At 35.7% G+C, this 16,824-nt stretch carries 19 protein-coding genes and 1 riboswitch; of the genes, 8 read left to right on the forward strand and 11 right to left on the reverse strand.

Annotated elements, in window-relative coordinates; genetic code table 11:
• Window positions 1–66: 66 nt before the first annotated feature.
• The 4 genes from ACZ76X_RS07830 to ACZ76X_RS07845 all read right to left on the reverse strand — a co-directional run bounded on the left by ACZ76X_RS07830 (window position 67) and on the right by ACZ76X_RS07845 (window position 4,304).
• Window positions 67–1,824 carry a putative 2-aminoethylphosphonate ABC transporter permease subunit gene (locus ACZ76X_RS07830; protein ID WP_479850105.1) on the reverse strand — a complete coding sequence of 586 codons (1,758 nt, stop codon included), beginning with the start codon at window positions 1,822–1,824 and terminating at the stop codon, window positions 67–69.
• Window positions 1,825–2,826 carry a putative 2-aminoethylphosphonate ABC transporter ATP-binding protein gene (locus tag ACZ76X_RS07835; protein ID WP_479850106.1) on the reverse strand — a complete coding sequence of 334 codons (1,002 nt, stop codon included), beginning with the start codon at window positions 2,824–2,826 and terminating at the stop codon, window positions 1,825–1,827.
• Between the two features lie 20 nt (window positions 2,827–2,846).
• Window positions 2,847–3,923 (reverse strand): putative 2-aminoethylphosphonate ABC transporter substrate-binding protein, encoded by a 1,077-nt coding sequence (locus ACZ76X_RS07840; protein WP_000750887.1) that lies wholly within the window; start codon window positions 3,921–3,923, stop codon window positions 2,847–2,849.
• Window positions 3,924–4,151: 228 nt separating this feature from the next.
• The gene (locus ACZ76X_RS07845; protein ID WP_000240799.1) at window positions 4,152–4,304 is read right to left on the reverse strand and encodes a hypothetical protein; all 153 of its coding nucleotides are present in this window, start codon (window positions 4,302–4,304) and stop codon (window positions 4,152–4,154) included.
• Between the two features lie 148 nt (window positions 4,305–4,452).
• Here ACZ76X_RS07845 and ACZ76X_RS07850 point away from each other — a divergent pair, with 148 nt between their 5' ends.
• Window positions 4,453–4,788, forward strand: coding sequence for a DUF3905 domain-containing protein (locus ACZ76X_RS07850; protein WP_342718638.1), 336 nt, complete (start codon window positions 4,453–4,455; stop codon window positions 4,786–4,788).
• Window positions 4,789–4,826: 38 nt separating this feature from the next.
• Here ACZ76X_RS07850 and ACZ76X_RS07855 read toward each other — a convergent pair whose 3' ends face one another.
• From ACZ76X_RS07855 to phaR, 5 genes are all read right to left on the reverse strand, one after another.
• On the reverse strand, window positions 4,827–6,176 hold the full coding sequence (locus ACZ76X_RS07855; protein ID WP_479850107.1) for a TrkH family potassium uptake protein: 1,350 nt from the start codon (window positions 6,174–6,176) through the stop codon (window positions 4,827–4,829).
• Between the two features lie 22 nt (window positions 6,177–6,198).
• Entirely contained in the window at window positions 6,199–7,392 is a 1,194-nt protein-coding gene (locus ACZ76X_RS07860) for an NAD(P)/FAD-dependent oxidoreductase (protein ID WP_479850108.1), read from the reverse strand.
• A gap of 95 nt (window positions 7,393–7,487) precedes the next feature.
• Window positions 7,488–8,573, reverse strand: coding sequence for a class III poly(R)-hydroxyalkanoic acid synthase subunit PhaC (gene phaC / locus ACZ76X_RS07865; RefSeq protein WP_479850109.1), 1,086 nt, complete (start codon window positions 8,571–8,573; stop codon window positions 7,488–7,490).
• A gap of 82 nt (window positions 8,574–8,655) precedes the next feature.
• Window positions 8,656–9,399 carry an acetoacetyl-CoA reductase gene (locus ACZ76X_RS07870; protein ID WP_000250412.1) on the reverse strand — a complete coding sequence of 248 codons (744 nt, stop codon included), beginning with the start codon at window positions 9,397–9,399 and terminating at the stop codon, window positions 8,656–8,658.
• 151 nt (window positions 9,400–9,550) lie between these two features.
• A complete protein-coding gene (gene phaR / locus ACZ76X_RS07875) occupies window positions 9,551–10,033 on the reverse strand; it encodes a polyhydroxyalkanoic acid synthase subunit PhaR (RefSeq protein WP_098669874.1) in 483 nt (160 codons plus the stop codon).
• Window positions 10,034–10,231: 198 nt separating this feature from the next.
• Between phaR and phaQ the strand changes: the two genes are divergently transcribed.
• From phaQ to ACZ76X_RS07910, 7 genes are all read left to right on the forward strand, one after another.
• Window positions 10,232–10,684: a poly-beta-hydroxybutyrate-responsive repressor gene (gene phaQ / locus ACZ76X_RS07880; RefSeq protein ID WP_000903021.1), complete on the forward strand. Its 453-nt coding sequence runs from the start codon at window positions 10,232–10,234 to the stop codon at window positions 10,682–10,684.
• 42 nt (window positions 10,685–10,726) lie between these two features.
• Window positions 10,727–11,251, forward strand: a complete 525-nt coding sequence (gene phaP / locus ACZ76X_RS07885) for a polyhydroxyalkanoic acid inclusion protein PhaP (protein ID WP_098669873.1) — start codon at window positions 10,727–10,729, stop codon at window positions 11,249–11,251.
• A gap of 101 nt (window positions 11,252–11,352) precedes the next feature.
• Window positions 11,353–11,796, forward strand: coding sequence for a MaoC family dehydratase (locus ACZ76X_RS07890; RefSeq protein WP_001067916.1), 444 nt, complete (start codon window positions 11,353–11,355; stop codon window positions 11,794–11,796).
• 147 nt (window positions 11,797–11,943) lie between these two features.
• Window positions 11,944–12,129 carry an alpha/beta-type small acid-soluble spore protein gene (locus ACZ76X_RS07895; protein WP_001140707.1) on the forward strand — a complete coding sequence of 62 codons (186 nt, stop codon included), beginning with the start codon at window positions 11,944–11,946 and terminating at the stop codon, window positions 12,127–12,129.
• A gap of 54 nt (window positions 12,130–12,183) precedes the next feature.
• Window positions 12,184–13,563, forward strand: coding sequence for a TrkH family potassium uptake protein (locus ACZ76X_RS07900; RefSeq protein ID WP_479850437.1), 1,380 nt, complete (start codon window positions 12,184–12,186; stop codon window positions 13,561–13,563).
• Window positions 13,564–13,601: 38 nt separating this feature from the next.
• Window positions 13,602–13,767, forward strand: a riboswitch (yybP-ykoY riboswitch).
• Between the two features lie 90 nt (window positions 13,768–13,857).
• Window positions 13,858–14,652: a TerC family protein gene (locus tag ACZ76X_RS07905; protein ID WP_000383325.1), complete on the forward strand. Its 795-nt coding sequence runs from the start codon at window positions 13,858–13,860 to the stop codon at window positions 14,650–14,652.
• Window positions 14,653–14,854: 202 nt separating this feature from the next.
• Window positions 14,855–15,706 carry a formate/nitrite transporter family protein gene (locus ACZ76X_RS07910; RefSeq protein WP_479850110.1) on the forward strand — a complete coding sequence of 284 codons (852 nt, stop codon included), beginning with the start codon at window positions 14,855–14,857 and terminating at the stop codon, window positions 15,704–15,706.
• A gap of 29 nt (window positions 15,707–15,735) precedes the next feature.
• Here the strand turns inward: ACZ76X_RS07910 and ACZ76X_RS07915 are convergent, their stop codons facing one another.
• Together ACZ76X_RS07915 and ACZ76X_RS07920 are read right to left on the reverse strand one after the other, a co-directional pair.
• Window positions 15,736–16,047, reverse strand: a complete 312-nt coding sequence (locus ACZ76X_RS07915; RefSeq protein ID WP_098669870.1) for a cyclic-phosphate processing receiver domain-containing protein — start codon at window positions 16,045–16,047, stop codon at window positions 15,736–15,738.
• Window positions 16,048–16,061: 14 nt separating this feature from the next.
• Window positions 16,062–16,784 carry a prepilin peptidase gene (locus ACZ76X_RS07920; protein WP_479850111.1) on the reverse strand — a complete coding sequence of 241 codons (723 nt, stop codon included), beginning with the start codon at window positions 16,782–16,784 and terminating at the stop codon, window positions 16,062–16,064.
• Between the last annotated feature and the right edge of the window lie 40 nt (window positions 16,785–16,824).

The following is a 16,824-nucleotide window of genomic DNA, read 5'->3' on the forward strand; positions in this document are numbered from 1 at the left end:
AAACGCCTGATTGGTTCAACTAATAATCAGTGGGGGAGGAACCCCCCCACTGATTAAAGTTTCACTTTATCTTTTTTGCCATTGCGACGTTCGGTTACGAAGTGCTTTCGTTCCCCATTCATATACAACTCTTACTACAATATTTGTAACAACAATAAGCACACTCATTGCAGCTGCTGGCGCTACATTTCCTGCATCATCCATATTTACAATTGATATGGCGGCTAGTTTAAAATCAGCCGAGTATAGGAATACAACTGCCGAGACAGTTACCATTGAATTTACGAAGTAGTACATTACCATTTCTAAAATTGCCGGTAAACACATCGGCACTGTTACTCGAAAGAATGTTTTATAAAACGGGATGCCCATTGACTGTGAAACAAGTTCAAACTCTCGGTCCAATTTCTTTAAAGCTGTCGTTGCCGTAACAAATGTTACAGAATAAAAATGAATGATATTAACTAGTACTAACACAGCGATTGTTCCGTATAGAGAATGAAACGGGTTCGTTACGGAAAATCCAAAGATTTGTATTGTTGGTTGACTAAAGAAGAAAACGTAGCCTAACCCTAGTACTAAACCTGGTATCGCTAAAGGGACGATAGAGAAAAAGTAACCTGCTTTTCGGAAAAATTGTAGCTGATTTATTTTTTCTATTGCATAAGCGAACATAAATGTTAAAACCGCTCCAATAACCGCTGTGATTGCTGAAACAATTACGCTATTTTTAAACGCTTCAAGTCCATCTCCTGTTAAACTAGAAAAATTAAAATGCTCGAATGTAAAGCTCATATTATACGGCCATACTTTCACACTTGCAGCAATACCAACTGCCACAAACAATAGAATGATCATAAGCGTTACTACGCTACAATATACGAATGAAATAACATCTCGTTTCTTATTATTTATTATTCTGTAAGGTACTGCTTTAGAAGACAAGAGATTTGCCTGCTTTCTTTGCGTAATACGATCAACTGCAAACGCAAATATAGCTGGGATTAATAAAATCATTCCTACAGTTGCGCCCATCGGCATATTTTGCTGCCCAATTACTTGCTTATATACGTCTGTAGCAAGTACATTATATTGCCCACCAACAATTTTTGGTGCCCCAAAATCAGTGAAACTAAGTGTGAAGACAACGAACATCGCACTAATTAATCCGTACTTTACACTAGGTAAAGTAACAGTGAAAAATTGCTTTGTTTTACTCGCCCCTAACATATTAGAAGCTTCATATAAACGATAATCCGAGCCTTGAAAAGCAATTAATAATATAAGAAATGCTTGCGGAAATGTATACATGACTTCAGCCATTACAATTCCTACTGGTCCATATAAAGGGATCTGTATCCCTTCAAATAAACCAAACATTCCTTTCGTTACTAACCCTTGATTGCCAAATAAATATGTAAGTGCAATTCCATGCATCATCGTTGGTGCGAATAATGGTAACAACGCAATATATTGAAATACACGCTTCCCAAACACATTCGTACGAGCGATTGCATAGGCGTAAGCGAAAGCGAGTGTCACTGCAATAACTGTTGTCGCACCCGAAATCCATACCGTATTTTGTAATGATTGTACTAGCGTTGGAGTTGTGAAATATTTACTGAAATTCGCTACTCCAATGAATGCTCCATCTTTATCGTAAAAAGCTTGTGTAAACAATTGTAATAGGGGTAATACAAGCATAATTAAAAATGTAAGAAGCATACCAATAATTAATAGTCTTTGCATCCACTCTTCTTTACCGATACGTCTCTTAACCTTTTTTTTCGTACTTTCTACCTCGAAATTTTCTAACATCTCCATCTATACAATGACCTTCTTTCCATATGACAACATATGATTTTCTGAGAAAGAGATTTGAATCGGCTTTCCTTTTCTAATAGCGGTTTTTTCTACTTCTGATGCCAATATATCCACTACAATTTTCTCATTATACAGATGTGTTTTTTCTTCTACAACTCTCACTTCTGCCCGATATACAGATCCGCGAAATTCCATACTTTCCACAACCGTTTTAATACCACCGTTTTGTACAACTGTTACATGTTCGGGACGAATGGCATGTTCTTCATTATTTTCCGAAAAGAAATTAATAGAACCAATAAAATCTGCCACAAACGGATTGGCTGGTCTTTGATAAATTTCCTCTGGTGTGCCAATCTGCATGATTTCCGCATGATTCATTACAACAATTTTATCAGCCATCGTTAATGCCTCTTCTTGATCATGCGTGACCATAATAGTTGTTACTCCTACTTTTTCTTGCAAATCACGCATTTCTCTACGTAACTTTTCACGTACTTTTGCATCTAAAGCAGATAACGGCTCATCAAGTAATAGAATATCCGGAGACAGAGCGAGCGCACGTGCAAGTGCTACTCGCTGCTGCTGTCCACCAGACATTTGAGCAGGATATTTATCTTTTACATTCAGCAAATCTACAAGTTCTAACGCCTCTAGCGCCTTCTCTTTTACTTCTGCTTTTCCATATTTTTTTGTCTTTAAGCCATATTCAATATTTTCAAGTGCTGTTAAATTCGGAAATAATGCATAGGATTGAAACACCATTCCGAAATTTCTCTTTCCAGGAGGTAATGCTGTAATATCTTTTCCATCCACAGCTATACTACCTGTTGTTGCCTCTTCTAGCCCTGCTAAAATTCGAAGCAATGTTGTTTTCCCACAGCCACTTGGGCCTAATAAACATACAAACTCATTTTTTTTCACAGTAAAAGAAATATCTTTTAACGCTGTAAATGCATCAAACTGTTTTTGAATGTGTTGAATTGATAAATATTCGCTCATTTTTTCTCTCTCCCACTCACTTACTTTTTCGGTTCTGCTTTTTGACCAAACTCTTTTTCCCATTTTTCTAAAATTTTGTCGCGATTTTCTGCTGCCCACTTAAAGTCATTCTTTTTGTATAACTTTTCTGTCACATCTTTAGGGAATCCATCTGGAAGTTTATAATCATTTTTAATTGTCGCAAATCCATTTTTCTCGAAATATAACTTCATTACATCATCAGTAATTGCCCAATCTAAAAATGCTTGCGCTAATTTTTCATTTTTCGCATTATCTTTTTTAATAAGTGCGTTTGCTTCTACTTCCCAACCTAATCCTTCTTTCGGCAATACAACCTCAACTGGTGCACCTTTTTGTTTCTCTTTCAAAGCACTATAAACCATTGATACGCCAACTGGATATTCGCCTGCACCTGCTAATTTCGCTGGCTTTGAACCTGAATGAGTATAAGTTGCCATATTATCATGAAGTTTCTTCATGTAATCCCAGCCCTTATCTTCCCCCATAATTTGTAACCATGCAGAAACTGTTAAAAATCCCGTTCCAGAAGAAGCCGGATGTGGCATAACAAGCGTCCCCTTATATTCTGGTTTCGTTAAGTCTTCGTATGATTCTGGCATCGGTAAATTTTTCTTCTTTAATTCTTCTTTATTTATAGCAATCCCCGTCATAAATGCAGTATTTCCTACCCATTTTTCTGGTTGCTTATCATCTTTAAATTGCGGAAGAACACGATCTGCTCCTTTTGGAGAGTATCCTTTTAACATATCTTTTTTATCTAAAGCCAATAGACTTGATGCAGCAGTTCCCCATACAACATCTGCTTGTGTATTTTTTCCTTCAGCTAGCAATTTCGCTGTAATAACTCCAGTTGAATCACGAACAATGTTCAGCTTCACATCTGGATATTTCTTTTTAAAAGAATCAAGATAAATTGGTACAAGTTCTTCTTCAATCGCTGTGTAGACAGTTAATGATCCAGATAGTTTATCATCTTTTACTTTTGCACCAGCACTTTCTTCTTTCTTAGCACCACACCCCATTAATAACGAAAATACCATTCCAGTTGCTACAGCTTTAAAGATTGTTTTTTTCACTGTCTCTCTCTCCTTTTACAAATCTTATGTACAACTCAAATATAAACAACTAGTGTAAAAGCAGTATTAAACCAACATTAATATTTTGTTTGTTGTTTGTTTTTGTGTAATACGTTGCTACTTCTATGTTTTTTCTCATTTTTCTGCTAATAATGAACACTAAATTTACAAATAATTAAAAAAACCTTTATAATCCCACAAAAAAATGAGGCGTTTGTAAAAAACGCCTCATTTTTGTTTACCTTTTTTTGAATTACGATTTGCATACTTCGCACTATTTTCTCCTTCATACTCTAATGCAAATTCTGCATCTGGTAAGCTTTCTTTCGGAGTTTTATTATTGTTGATTGCAGCATTTTGTTTTACTTTTCTTTTTACCAATACATTCACCTGCTCTCAAGAATTCACTTTCTATTCTAGTTTGAAGCAAGCCGACATAATTATTACTGGCAAGTGTTAACAAGTACATAAGAGCCGCTAGATGGAAATACTACCTATGAAGAAATTATTATAAAAAGGAGCGATTATTTTGAAGAAGAAAGATAAAATTCAGTCACCAATTTTAGACGAAACGCTCCCGCATCAAATGAATTTCCCATCTTTTAAAGGAACAGGAAAGAAGATGCAACAACCTTTCATCAATCAGTATGACGTCGTAATCGGAGACAGTAAATATGATTCCGAGAACAGTCCACTTCACAATTGGAGTGATGAAATAGATCCCGCCATTATGGCTGGAGAAGAATGGATCCATCCTACAAATGATATTGGTTGGATTTCAGAAGAAAATCAAGAGTTACTAAAAAAAGAAGCAGATAGTAAAAATGACGCTTTTATGCATCCGCAATTTGGCATTAACGACTAAAAAACCATTCTACCTAACATAGGTAGAATGGTTTCATACTATCCAATAATAATTCTCTCTTTCGGGTATTTATAGCGAGGTGGCTGTTCTCTTCCGCCACTCGCTAGTATAAATGTTAAAATCCCGACACGCCCGATAAACATAAGTACAATGAGTACAAGCTTACCAACAGTTGTTAAATCAGGCGTAATACCTGTCGATAGTCCTGTTGTCCCAAAAGCAGAACACACTTCAACAATTAAACTCATAAGCGGTACATTTTCCGTAATAGATAAGATAAATAGTGCCGTGGCACATAATAAAATCCCCATCGTCATAACGACAGATGCTTTTAGCACGTCCTCTTCATGTAGCTGACGTTTGAAGACTCTAACCGTTCTCCCGCCTCTGGCAAAAGTGTATAGCGATAATATACTAACAGCAAATGTTGTTGTACGTATTCCGCCTCCAACCGAACTTGGAGATGCCCCTATAAACATTAATATACTCATAAATAAAAGCGTCGGTTGTGACAATTCAAGTATATCCATTGTAGCAAGTCCACCGCTTCGCGTCGTCACAGATTGGAATAATGTATAGAAAATTGTTTCATGCCATGACTTTCCTACTAAAAAATGATTTCGTTCTAGTAAAAAAATCATAATCGTTCCAACGACAACGAGCGCAAAAAATGTTGTTGTCGTCAATTTTGTAAATAACGAAAAACGAAATAGTTGCTGTCTCCTTTTACTAAGGAATTGTTTTACTTCCATTAACACAGGGAAACCAATCGCTCCTAAAATAATAAGTAACATATGAATCATTTGAACGATGTAATCTTTTTTATACGGAATTAGTGATTGCCCTGTTAAATCAAATCCGCCGTTCGTAGTTGCACTAACAGCCGCAAAGAAACCGTGAAAATAAGCTTCTTGCCAAGATGGAAAATAAAGTAGGAATCTTGTACCTAATAATATTGCTCCAATAAGTTCTATTGAAATAATTACAATTAAAATAGAACGCATCAATTCTACAAGGCCTGATAAATTCCCTTGATTATGGTCTGCCATAATGAGTCTTCTTCTCTGCAAACCAATCTTTTTCCCCGTTATAATCCAAACGAATGTACCAAGTGCCATAATTCCTAAGCCGCCTAATTGTAAAATAAGGGCTAAAATAATAATTCCTGCCGTAGTAAACGTATCTGAAATCGTAACAACAGACAGTCCCGTAACGCTTACCGCACTAACAGCTGTAAAGAGAGCATCGATAAATGTCCATTTTACACCAGACTTCGTAACAAACGGGAAACTAAGCAATATCACCGATACAACTACTGCTAATAAATAAAATAAAACAATGAGTTGAACAGGTCGTAATTTTTGTAAAAACTTTTTTATATCTTTCATTCCATCACTTCGCTACCTTTTTCTATCGATTAAATAAAGAAAAATCTTTGCCTTCTTTATTTGTAAATAACTGCTCAAATATTTTGGCAAATACCATTCCATACACAGTTCCATTACCTCCAAAGGGCAATGCGTAAAATAAATTATGTATCTTTTTATCTTCTTTTAAAATTGGGAGACCGTCTTGACTACTGCCAAATGCCGCTGCCCAATAGTACTCTGCCTGTATATTCTTATACTGGGGGAACATCTCTCTTACAATGTTAATAAGGATATCACGCTTATGCAATAATTTCGTATCACCGATTGTTTGAATTTGCATCGCTTCATCTAATCCGCCTACAATAATACGGTTTCTATACGTACGAAAATACAAATAAGGCCTTGCTGTTTCCCAAATTAATGATCGTTCGTGCCAACCTTCAAATGAATCTACCTTATTTGTCACAACTGCATATGATGTTTCCACTGTTGTATTTTTCTCTTTCTTTCCGAAAACTTCTTCATAACCTGTCGCCATAATAATATTCTTTGCTACAATTTGATTTCCTGTTTTCGTATAACAAATTAAATCATTTTGAATTTTTTTTATATGTATGGCCTCTGTACGTTCATATATAGTAGCCCCCATTTGATTTGCTTTATGCAAAAGGCTATGCGTTAATAAATACGGATTCACCTCGGCATCACCGTGTGTGTATAATGCCGCTTGTTTTGTGAAAGGATAACGTTTTTTCACATCAGATTCTGTAAAATACTCAACCGGAAATCCATAATTCTGTAACGTATTGTACTCCTTTTGTAAAAATGAGACATCCTCACTTTTACTTGCATAATATAAACTATTTCGCGGAATAAACTGGGGATCAATATCGAGAGTCGGTACAACTTTCTCCATCGTTCGTAACGCTTCGTAACAAAGCTTATATGCTCGTACCCCTTTTTCTTCACCAAATGTATGGATAAGTGAGGTTAACGATTTATCATGCAAAAATTGTAGTAAACCTGTATTAGCAGCTGTACTGCCGCAAGCAATTTCTCGTTTTTCAATGAGTGTAACGTGCATTCCAATTTTAGCTAACGAATACGCTATATGAGCACCTGCTTCACCGCTTCCGACTACAAGCACATCACATATCATATCATTTTCTAACGACGGATAACAAGGTATAGAAACTCCTGTATTCCAAAACAACTTACCAGTCATAAGTTTCATAATTATACTCCTAAAATATAAATTTCTCCTTTCTATGTTTTGTTATTTTCCATAAAAAAATCCAACTAACGTATGCTAGCTGGACTTTTTCATTTTTACTTCGAACGCTCGTAAAGCCAATCTCCAATCGTCGGATACGTTTGTTTGATTGCTGTTCCACCGTAAACAATCGACATATGTCCCGTTGGTAAACATACATATTGTTTATCTGTGCTAGAAATATGATCTAGCAACGCTTCTACTTGGCATGGCAGGGCGATATGATCACGTTTCCCTGAAATATTTAAGACATTCGCCTTAATATTTGCAAGGTCTACCTTTTGTCCACGAATAACGAGTTCACCCTTAACTAGTTTATTGTTTTGATAAAAATCACGAATCCACTGTCTGTATGATTCACCTGGGAACGGAATGCCATCACCAACCCACTTTTGAACTAACCTCCAGCTTTCAACGAAGCGCTCATTCTCTGAACGATCTACTAAAGCAACATATGGACCAACAAAGTTCGTAATTGGTTTTAACATTTTGTTTCCGAAATCAATCATTTCTGGCGGAATATTTCCAAATGTATCAACCGCTTTATCTAGATTGAAGTATTTCTCATCTAATAGCGGACCATATAATCCTGTTTCAGAGAAATCAAAAGGACTTGTCATAAAGATTAGGTTACGAATTGGCATGTGTGGATGAAGTGCCGCATAAATAGAAGTTAGCGTTCCACCCATACAATAACCAAGTAAAGAAATCTCGTCCGATTTTGCAGTTCGCATTACTTTTTTCACTGCTTTTGCAATATAATCAAACACGAAATCATCAAATTTCAAATGACTATCTTCTAAACCAAATGTGCCCCAATCAAGCATATACACATCAAAACCACGGTCCACTAGATATTCCACTAAACTATTTCCAGGAGTTAAATCCATAATATAGGGTTTATTAATAAGAGCATATATTAATAGAATTGGAACTCTTTGTGTTTTTTCTTGTTTTGGAATGTAGCGATAAAGCTTCGTCTTATTCTTCGTCCAAATAACCTCTTTCGGCGTTAATCCTACTTGTGGTTCTGGTTCACGTAATAAAATTTCACTCGCCCTTTTCACACGGCGGTACGCTTTTCGGTACTCTTCTGGGTATAGCTCTAATTGCTTTTCCCATTCTGTTACGAATGTAGTCATTTTTCTATCTCCTTTTTGGTCGATTTCCTTCTAAAAAAAGAAGTGCATTCCTGCTATGGATATGCACTTTTTTCTTACTTCATTACATATATAATCCGCCGTTAATGTTTAATTGCTGACCAGTGATATAAGCACCGTCACGGCATAGGTATACTACACCTTTTGCAATTTCATCAGCTTGACCAAAACGTTTTTTCGGGATTTTCGCAACGATTTTTTGGCGTACTTCTTCTGGTACTTCTGCTACCATTTCAGTATCAATAAATCCTGGGCAAATAGCATTTACAGTTACATTTGTTTTTGCAAGCTCTAATGCTAATGATTTTGTAAATCCTAGCATACCTGCTTTCGCTGCTGAATAGTTTGTTTGTCCAAATCCACCAGCTTGTCCAATGATAGAAGAAATACTAATAATTCTTCCTTCTTCTGCTTCCGTTATGTATGGAAGTACCGCGCTTGTCGTATTAAACACACTGCTTAAGTTCACGTCAATTACGCGTTCCCAATCTTCACGATTTAATTTTTTGAATGTACGATCTCTTGTAATACCAGCATTATTAACAAGAATATCAACTTTACCAAAATGATTCACTGCTTCTTCTACAAGTCGGTTTGCATCTTCTACTTTAGAAACATCCGCTTGAACTGCATAAACGTCATGCCCTTCTTTTCCTAATTCATTTACTAAGTTTTCAGCTGCTTCTTTGCTGCTGTTATAGTTAATAACAACTTTTGCTCCCTCTTGTGCTAACGCTACTGTAATCGCTTTTCCAATTCCTTTTGCTCCACCTGTTACGATTGCTACTTTGCCATTTAATTGAACCATTTCTTTTCCCCCTTAAATGAATTTGTGAACGATTATTATGAATCATTTTGGTACTCATACTATGGAGTCCCTATATAATTATGTTTCGCTGTTTTTACACGTAAAAGAGATTCTCCCCCTCTCTTCTACCTGTTATAAACAAGCGCCATTATCACTTTTTATTTTCTGGTTTATTCGTAGGTTTTACTTCTTCTTTTACAGGTTCTTGTAGTTTCGCTAGTACTGCATTTTGCTTTTCTAGCAATTGTAAAATTTGATCAACTTTCGTTTCTAGCGTGCGAATATCTTGTTTTACTTTCGTAACATCACGCTTCAATGTAGGAGCTTGTCCTACTGACTCTACCTTCTCTTCTAGAAACTCCTCAATGTTATCCACTTTATTTTCTAAGTTAATAACAAGCGTAGCCACTCTAGCGATATCCTCTTTCGTAGGCACATTCACCTGCTCTAAATAATTTTTTGTCGTATCATTTAATGCTTTTTGATAAAACAAATTCAAATCTAGAACGCTGCCCATCCAAGCAGAATATTCTTCTGTTTTAATTGTTTCATTGAGCGCTTTTCCCCAAAATGTTTCGGTTTGTTCATAAGCATTTTTCCATGCTTGTAGTGGATCGAATTTTTGATCAATCACTTTACCTACACTCCCTTTTTTGTTTTTGAAACAATTCAACCTATTCATTATTTTCTAATATTCTGAATAAAACTTCAAGTCTATATTTTATTTTTTTCTATTTTCTAACAAATGTATTGACTTTAAAAACAGATAGGTGTAAATTGCACTTATAAGCAAAAAATTCCATCTAACTGATTCATGAGGTGATGCACAATCATGCTACATAATGAACCAGAACAACGCGAAAGTTTGGAGAACAACCAAGCAAAACAACCAAACTCCATGCCAAAAAACTTCTTAGTTCCCTTCTTACTTCTATGTCTAAAAGACTGGAGTCTTCATGGTTACAAACTTATTCAAATGCTAATGGATATCGGCTTTTCTTCTGTTGACCAAGGTAATGTCTATAGAACACTACGCAAATTAGAAAAAGAAAACCTCATTTCTTCTACTTGGGATACAAGCGAAGGAGGGCCAGCAAAAAGAATTTATTCTTTAACTGAATATGGAGAGAAATATTTAGCAACATGTGCAACTTCTTTTGAGCATTACCAAAATATGCTGCGAACGTTTTTCACGTTATATACGAACGCATTCTTTCCATTTGCCACTTCTCCAGAAAAGGATGAAAAGGATTCTTCATCTTCACCTGGTGGTACAGCAGAGTAATCTGCGTTCACAATATGCAAAAAAACATTTGGGGGTCAAACAATGGAAACTAAACCATACGAATTGGTCGATGCATTTTGGAAAAACTGGTCTCAATCTCTTTCCCTTTTCTCTTCAGCTGGGAAACAATTAGAGCAACTTACTTTAGAAACATTAAAACAACAACAAGACGCTTTGCATAAATTAACATCAGGAGTAGATGAACTAGAAAAAGAACTGCAACAATTCACTAATCAATTCAATAATCAATATACAGATTATGTGAAGCAATTAACTGGAAACTCCTTAAATGATCAAATTAACGAGTGGCAAGACAAGTGGAAAGAACTTTCTGCTCATATGCAACAGTTAACTGTTTCTCCTACAAAAACATCTTTGTCTATCCTTACTCAAACAAGCGGTCAATTTGAAGAAACAACTAAGCAATTTATTGAACAACAACAATTACAACGTGAAGAGGCTCAAAAACAGTTAGAAGGTTTTTTGGAAGATTTCAAGACAAAACAGTTGGAACTCGCAAAAAAGTTCGAGGAAAACTCAAAAAATCTATTTACTTCCATCAAGTAAGAAAAATGTGGGAGCTAACTGCAGCACAAACAAAACTCTTTCTTCCTCCTACTACATCAAGATGGCTAGCATTTTTCGATATGGAAAAGAAGGAGGACAAAATGAATCCATTTCAAGAAGCACAAACCGTCCCGGAGCTTCGTTATGATGAGATTCAAGTCGGTGATCAAGCATCACTTACAAAAACGATTACGGATGAGGACGTTATCAATTTTGCAAAATTGACTGGAGATGTGAATCCTATTCATATTTTAGACTCTTTTGCAAAAACGACAATGTTTAAAGAACGTATTGCCCATGGTATGCTCGTTTCGAGTTTTATTTCTACCATCCTTGGTACGAAACTTCCAGGAAAAAATACGATTTATCTATCTCAAAACGTTTCATTCCGTGCTCCTGTCAAAATTGGCGATACACTTCGCGTTGTGGCAGAAGTCATCAAAAAACGTGACGATAAAAAAATCATTACGTTGCAAACAAATATATATAATCAATCGGATGATATTGTCGTGGAAGGTACAGCGACAATACTAAAAAAAGAGTAGCAAATTTGCTACTCTTTTTTCTATCCAATAACTTCTAATCACACCGATTACTTCCGCGTATGAGCACGCCGGTTCCACATAAAATAACAGTACCAGTTCAGATAAGTACTTAGCTGGACTGGACTACTTATAAGGATGTGTATCATCATGGCAAAAACAAACAAATTACTAGTTCCAGGTGCTGAACAAGCACTTGATCAATTTAAATATGAAATTGCACAAGAATTCGGCGTAAGCTTAGGGTCTAATACTGCATCACGTTCTAACGGATCAGTTGGCGGTGAAGTAACAAAACGTCTTGTCTCTTTAGCTCAACAACAATTACGCGGATAACACTATAACATATGGCTTAGAGGCAGATATTCTCTGCCTCTTTCTATTTTTAACATACATAAACGTACTTTTTCACATACTAGTAAGAGCAAACAGAAAGGAACGGTATGTAACATGAAACGGATTAACATTCGCATGAGTCCTCCCCGCGTTCTTACTTTGTCTTTTATCATGTTATCAATTATAGGTACATGCTTATTAAAACTACCAATTGCTACAACAACATCTATTTCATGGCTCGATGCTTTATTTACAACAGTTTCTGCTTGTACGGTTACAGGGCTTGGTGTTGTGGACACTGGAAAAGTATTTACTTTATTTGGTCAATGTGTCATTTTAACGCTTATACAAGTGGGCGGGCTTGGCATTATGAGTTTTGCCGTTTTAATTGCGATTATGCTCGGCAGAAAAATTGGCCTTCAAAACCGAATTTTACTGCAACAAGCGTTAAATCAAACGAATATAGGCGGTGTCATCCGTCTTGCCAAAGCATTATTTTTATTCTCCTTTACAGTCGAATGTATCGCTACTTTCATTCTTTCTTTTGAATGGGTACCGAAATATGGGATTGCTAAAGGGATCTATTATAGCTTTTTTCATTCCATCTCTGCTTTTAACAATGCTGGTTTTTCTGTTTGGAGCGATAATTTAATGTCTCATTCTCATAGCATTCTTGTCAATCTCGTCATTTCCTCCCTCATTATTTTAGGTGGGATTGGTTTTACAGTAATCGTAGATATAAAAAGAAAGAAAAATTTTAAAAACCTTACATTACACTCAAAACTTATGCTCTCTTCTACTCTAATCGTCAATATTATTGCGACTATTTTTATTTTTATATTCGAGTTCCACAATTCTCTCTCTATGAGAGGATTTACTCCATTTGAAGAAGGCATGGCTGCTTATTTCCAAGCTATTTCAACGCGTACTGCCGGGTTTAATACAGTTGATATTTCTGCATTATCAAAGCCTTCTCTTTTATTAATGATGCTTCTAATGTTTATCGGCGCCGGTAGTGCTTCAACTGGCGGTGGGATTAAATTAACAACCTTTTTAATCATGTTTTTTGGAGTATTTAAATTTTTACAAGAACAAGATGATATTGTCGTGTTTAAAAAATCTATTAAAGATACTCTTATTGTCAAATCGTTGACCATCACTATTATTTCTATTTCATTTATCTTTTTTGCTATTTTAATTTTGAGTATTACTGAGCGAGTTCCTCTATTGATGAGTGCTTTCGAAGTATTTTCAGCATTTGGAACTGTCGGTCTCAGTATGAATTTCACACCGCACTTAACGATGATTGGAAAAACTATTATTATCTTTATGATGTTTTTCGGCAAAATGGGACCTTTAACCCTTGCTTTTTCATTTGCACGTAAAAAGAACCGAAAAATAAAATATCCGAACGAAGATATTTTAACAGGTTGACAACCGTATAAATTATCCATATAATGAGAGTACAATAGCATATCTCCAAAGGGGAGTAGCGTCCAAGAATATTTCTTGGAAACAAAGTCGTCATTACGTAGAACTTAGTTCTTCCGGCTTTGTTGGCATTTTCATTACATATGTCTAGCAAGACCTTTGCCTATTAACGGCAGAGGTCTTTTTTGCATCCATTTCCAAATTCTTCCAAAGTTAATAGGCAGGAGTATGGGGAAACTAAATAGTGGGGAAATTCTTCACTTATTTAGTACTTATAGAAATGAGAGGAGAATGTACATGGATGTATCATTATTATTGGAGTATGGTTGGGTATTACTTATCCTAATTGCACTAGAGGGGATTTTAGCAGCTGATAACGCTCTTGTTCTTGCAATTATGGTAAAACATTTACCAGAAGAAAAACGAAAGAAAGCACTATTTTACGGATTAGCGGGGGCATTTGTTTTCCGTTTCGGATCGTTATTTATGATTTCGTTCCTAGTCGACGTATGGCAAGTGCAAGCAATCGGTGCCATTTACCTTATGTTTATCGCTGGTAATCACTTATTTAAAACGTATGTTAAAAAGAATACGGATGAAGAAACAGAAGAAAAAGAAGCAAAGAAAAAACAAGAGAACTTTTGGTGGACTGTATTTAAAGTTGAAGTTGCAGATATCGCCTTCGCAGTTGATTCAATCTTAGCTGCCGTTGCATTAGCAATGACTTTACCGAAAACAGGATTAGGTACAATTGGTAGTCTTGATACTGGGCAATTCGTTGTTATCTTTGTAGGTGGACTTATCGGATTAATCATTATGCGATTTGCGGCAACTGCTTTCGTACAAATCTTAAAACGTAAGCCAGGACTTGAAACTGCAGCATTCTTAATTGTAGGTTGGGTTGGTGTGAAACTAGCAGTTTATACATTAGCACACCCTGCATTAAATGTAATTCCACATTCATTCCCAGAATCTACACCTTGGAAACTTACATTCTGGATTGTATTAGTTGGAATCGCAGTTGGCGGCTGGTTTTTCTCGAAAGAAGTAGAAACAAAAGTCGAAAAGAATTTAGACGAAAAAGCGCTGTAATTACAGCGCTTTTTCTTTTTCCTTTCTCCCTCTCAATGTCCAGAAAAATTTCTATTATACTACTTTTTGAAAACGTTTTCTTTATGTATGTATGTCCTTTTTGTGAAACATTGCACAAACTTATTGAAACTATGACCAAATCCATGTACTTTATTCATATAAGGAGCATTTATAGATGATGTACTAAAGGAGCGTATTACTCATGCTAGAACAAGGATTAGATTATGTTGTCAAACTGGCTAAGAGCAAAAAACAAATGCTAGATATAAACCCGATGCAATATTTCATTCGTGCCGCACTTGCGGGTATTTATATCGGTTTTATTATCGTACTATGTTTTAAATTAGGTAACTTCTTTCACATTGCAGATTCACCAGCCACTTATTTAGCGGCTTCTATGTTTTTCGGAATTGCCCTCGTCCTTATTATATATGGCGGTGCTGAATTGTTTACTGGAAACACAATGTACTTCACTGTAGCAACTTTAAGAAAAGAAACAACGATTTCCGATACACTTCGTAACTGGGTCGCTTGTTATGCAGGAAATTTAGCTGGTGCTTTATTCTTTGCTTTACTATTTTATGCAACTGGAATTTTCGAAGCAATTGATCACGGTCATTTCATGAATAAAGTGGTAGAAGGAAAAATGAATACACCTACAATTCAATTATTCTTTAAAGCGATTTTATGTAACTGGCTCGTATGTCTTGCTTGTTTCTTACCTTCTCAAGTGAAAGGTGATACAGCAAAAATTATGATGATGATGCTACTCGTTTTTACATTCTTCTTATCTGGTTACGAGCATAGCATTGCAAACTTATCACTATTTGCTTTATCTTTAGTTTCACCGCATCCGGAGACAATTTCTTTTACAGGTGCTGTTCATAACTTAATTCCAGTTACAATCGGTAACATTATTGGCGGGTCTGTATTTGTTGGTATGGTATACCATTACATAACAAAGAAAGCACCTGACGTCAAACAAGAAGAAGCCGAATTAGTAGTAGCTCAACAAGAAGAGATTATTCCGTTGCAAGCGCATTTGAAACATTAAAAACTCCAAAGTTTTTTACTTTGGAGTTTTTAGCTCCCCACATATTTAACAACAAGATGAGGATTAATTTCTCCTTCTTCCTTTCCCTTTTCAATTCTCTGTTTCATCTTGTACATACCGATGATATCATTCGTATGAAGGTGCATTTCATTTACGTATAAACCCTCTTTACAAAAAGCCTCTACAAAATCTAATCCACTTTTTTCTCCCCATCCCATGTTAAAGTCAAGGGAAAGAATATTCACATCATAATCCCGAACCATTTGCAAAGCGCGTTCTACTGTAGTTGCGGGCACATATCCGTACGGACAACTTCTTTGATCGTCCATATATACATTCATGTTCCATCCCCTCTCTATTTCGCATATGTGATCAACATGTAACATATTGCCCCAAGGCTAATAAAGGGACCAAACGGAATTGGAGTCCTCATTTTTATACGTTTTAATACAAGACCAACTCCAAAGAAACATAAACTAAAACAAGATGCTAAAAATAAAACGATAAAAATCCCTTTCAGTCCCACTATAAATCCAAGTAACGAAAGTAATTTTATATCCCCTCCCCCAAGCCCTTCTGGATATATCTTTTGCATGCAATATAACAAAATGAATATAATGCCACTACCAACTATACTATCTGGCCAAGTGACTAACGGTACAAAAATACATTCTAAAATAAGTAAACAGGAGAACCAAGCTAAAATACGATTTGGGATTAACATATATATGTAATCTGTAACTGAAATAATAAGAAGTAATGAAAAAAGCGATAAAATAATAATAAGTTCTTGTTCCATTCCAATCATATATACAGTAAGAAAAAATATCATTCCGGTTACAAGTTCAAATACTACGTACAAAATTGAAATTTCTCTCTTACAATTCGTACACCGTCCCCTTTGTATACAAAATGAAATGATTGGAATCAATTCTTTTGGCTTTAGCACATACTTACAATAATGACAATGTGAACGCGGGGCAATGATAGACTCACCTAGCGGAACTCTCATCGCAATTACCATAAAAAAAGAACCAAACACCATCCCCACTAACAATGCATATACATAAGTGAACATCCCTTCCTCTCCTTTCCAGAAGAACATAGCAAAAAAAGGA

It is taken from the genome of Bacillus sp. BC05(2025) (assembly GCF_056725905.1).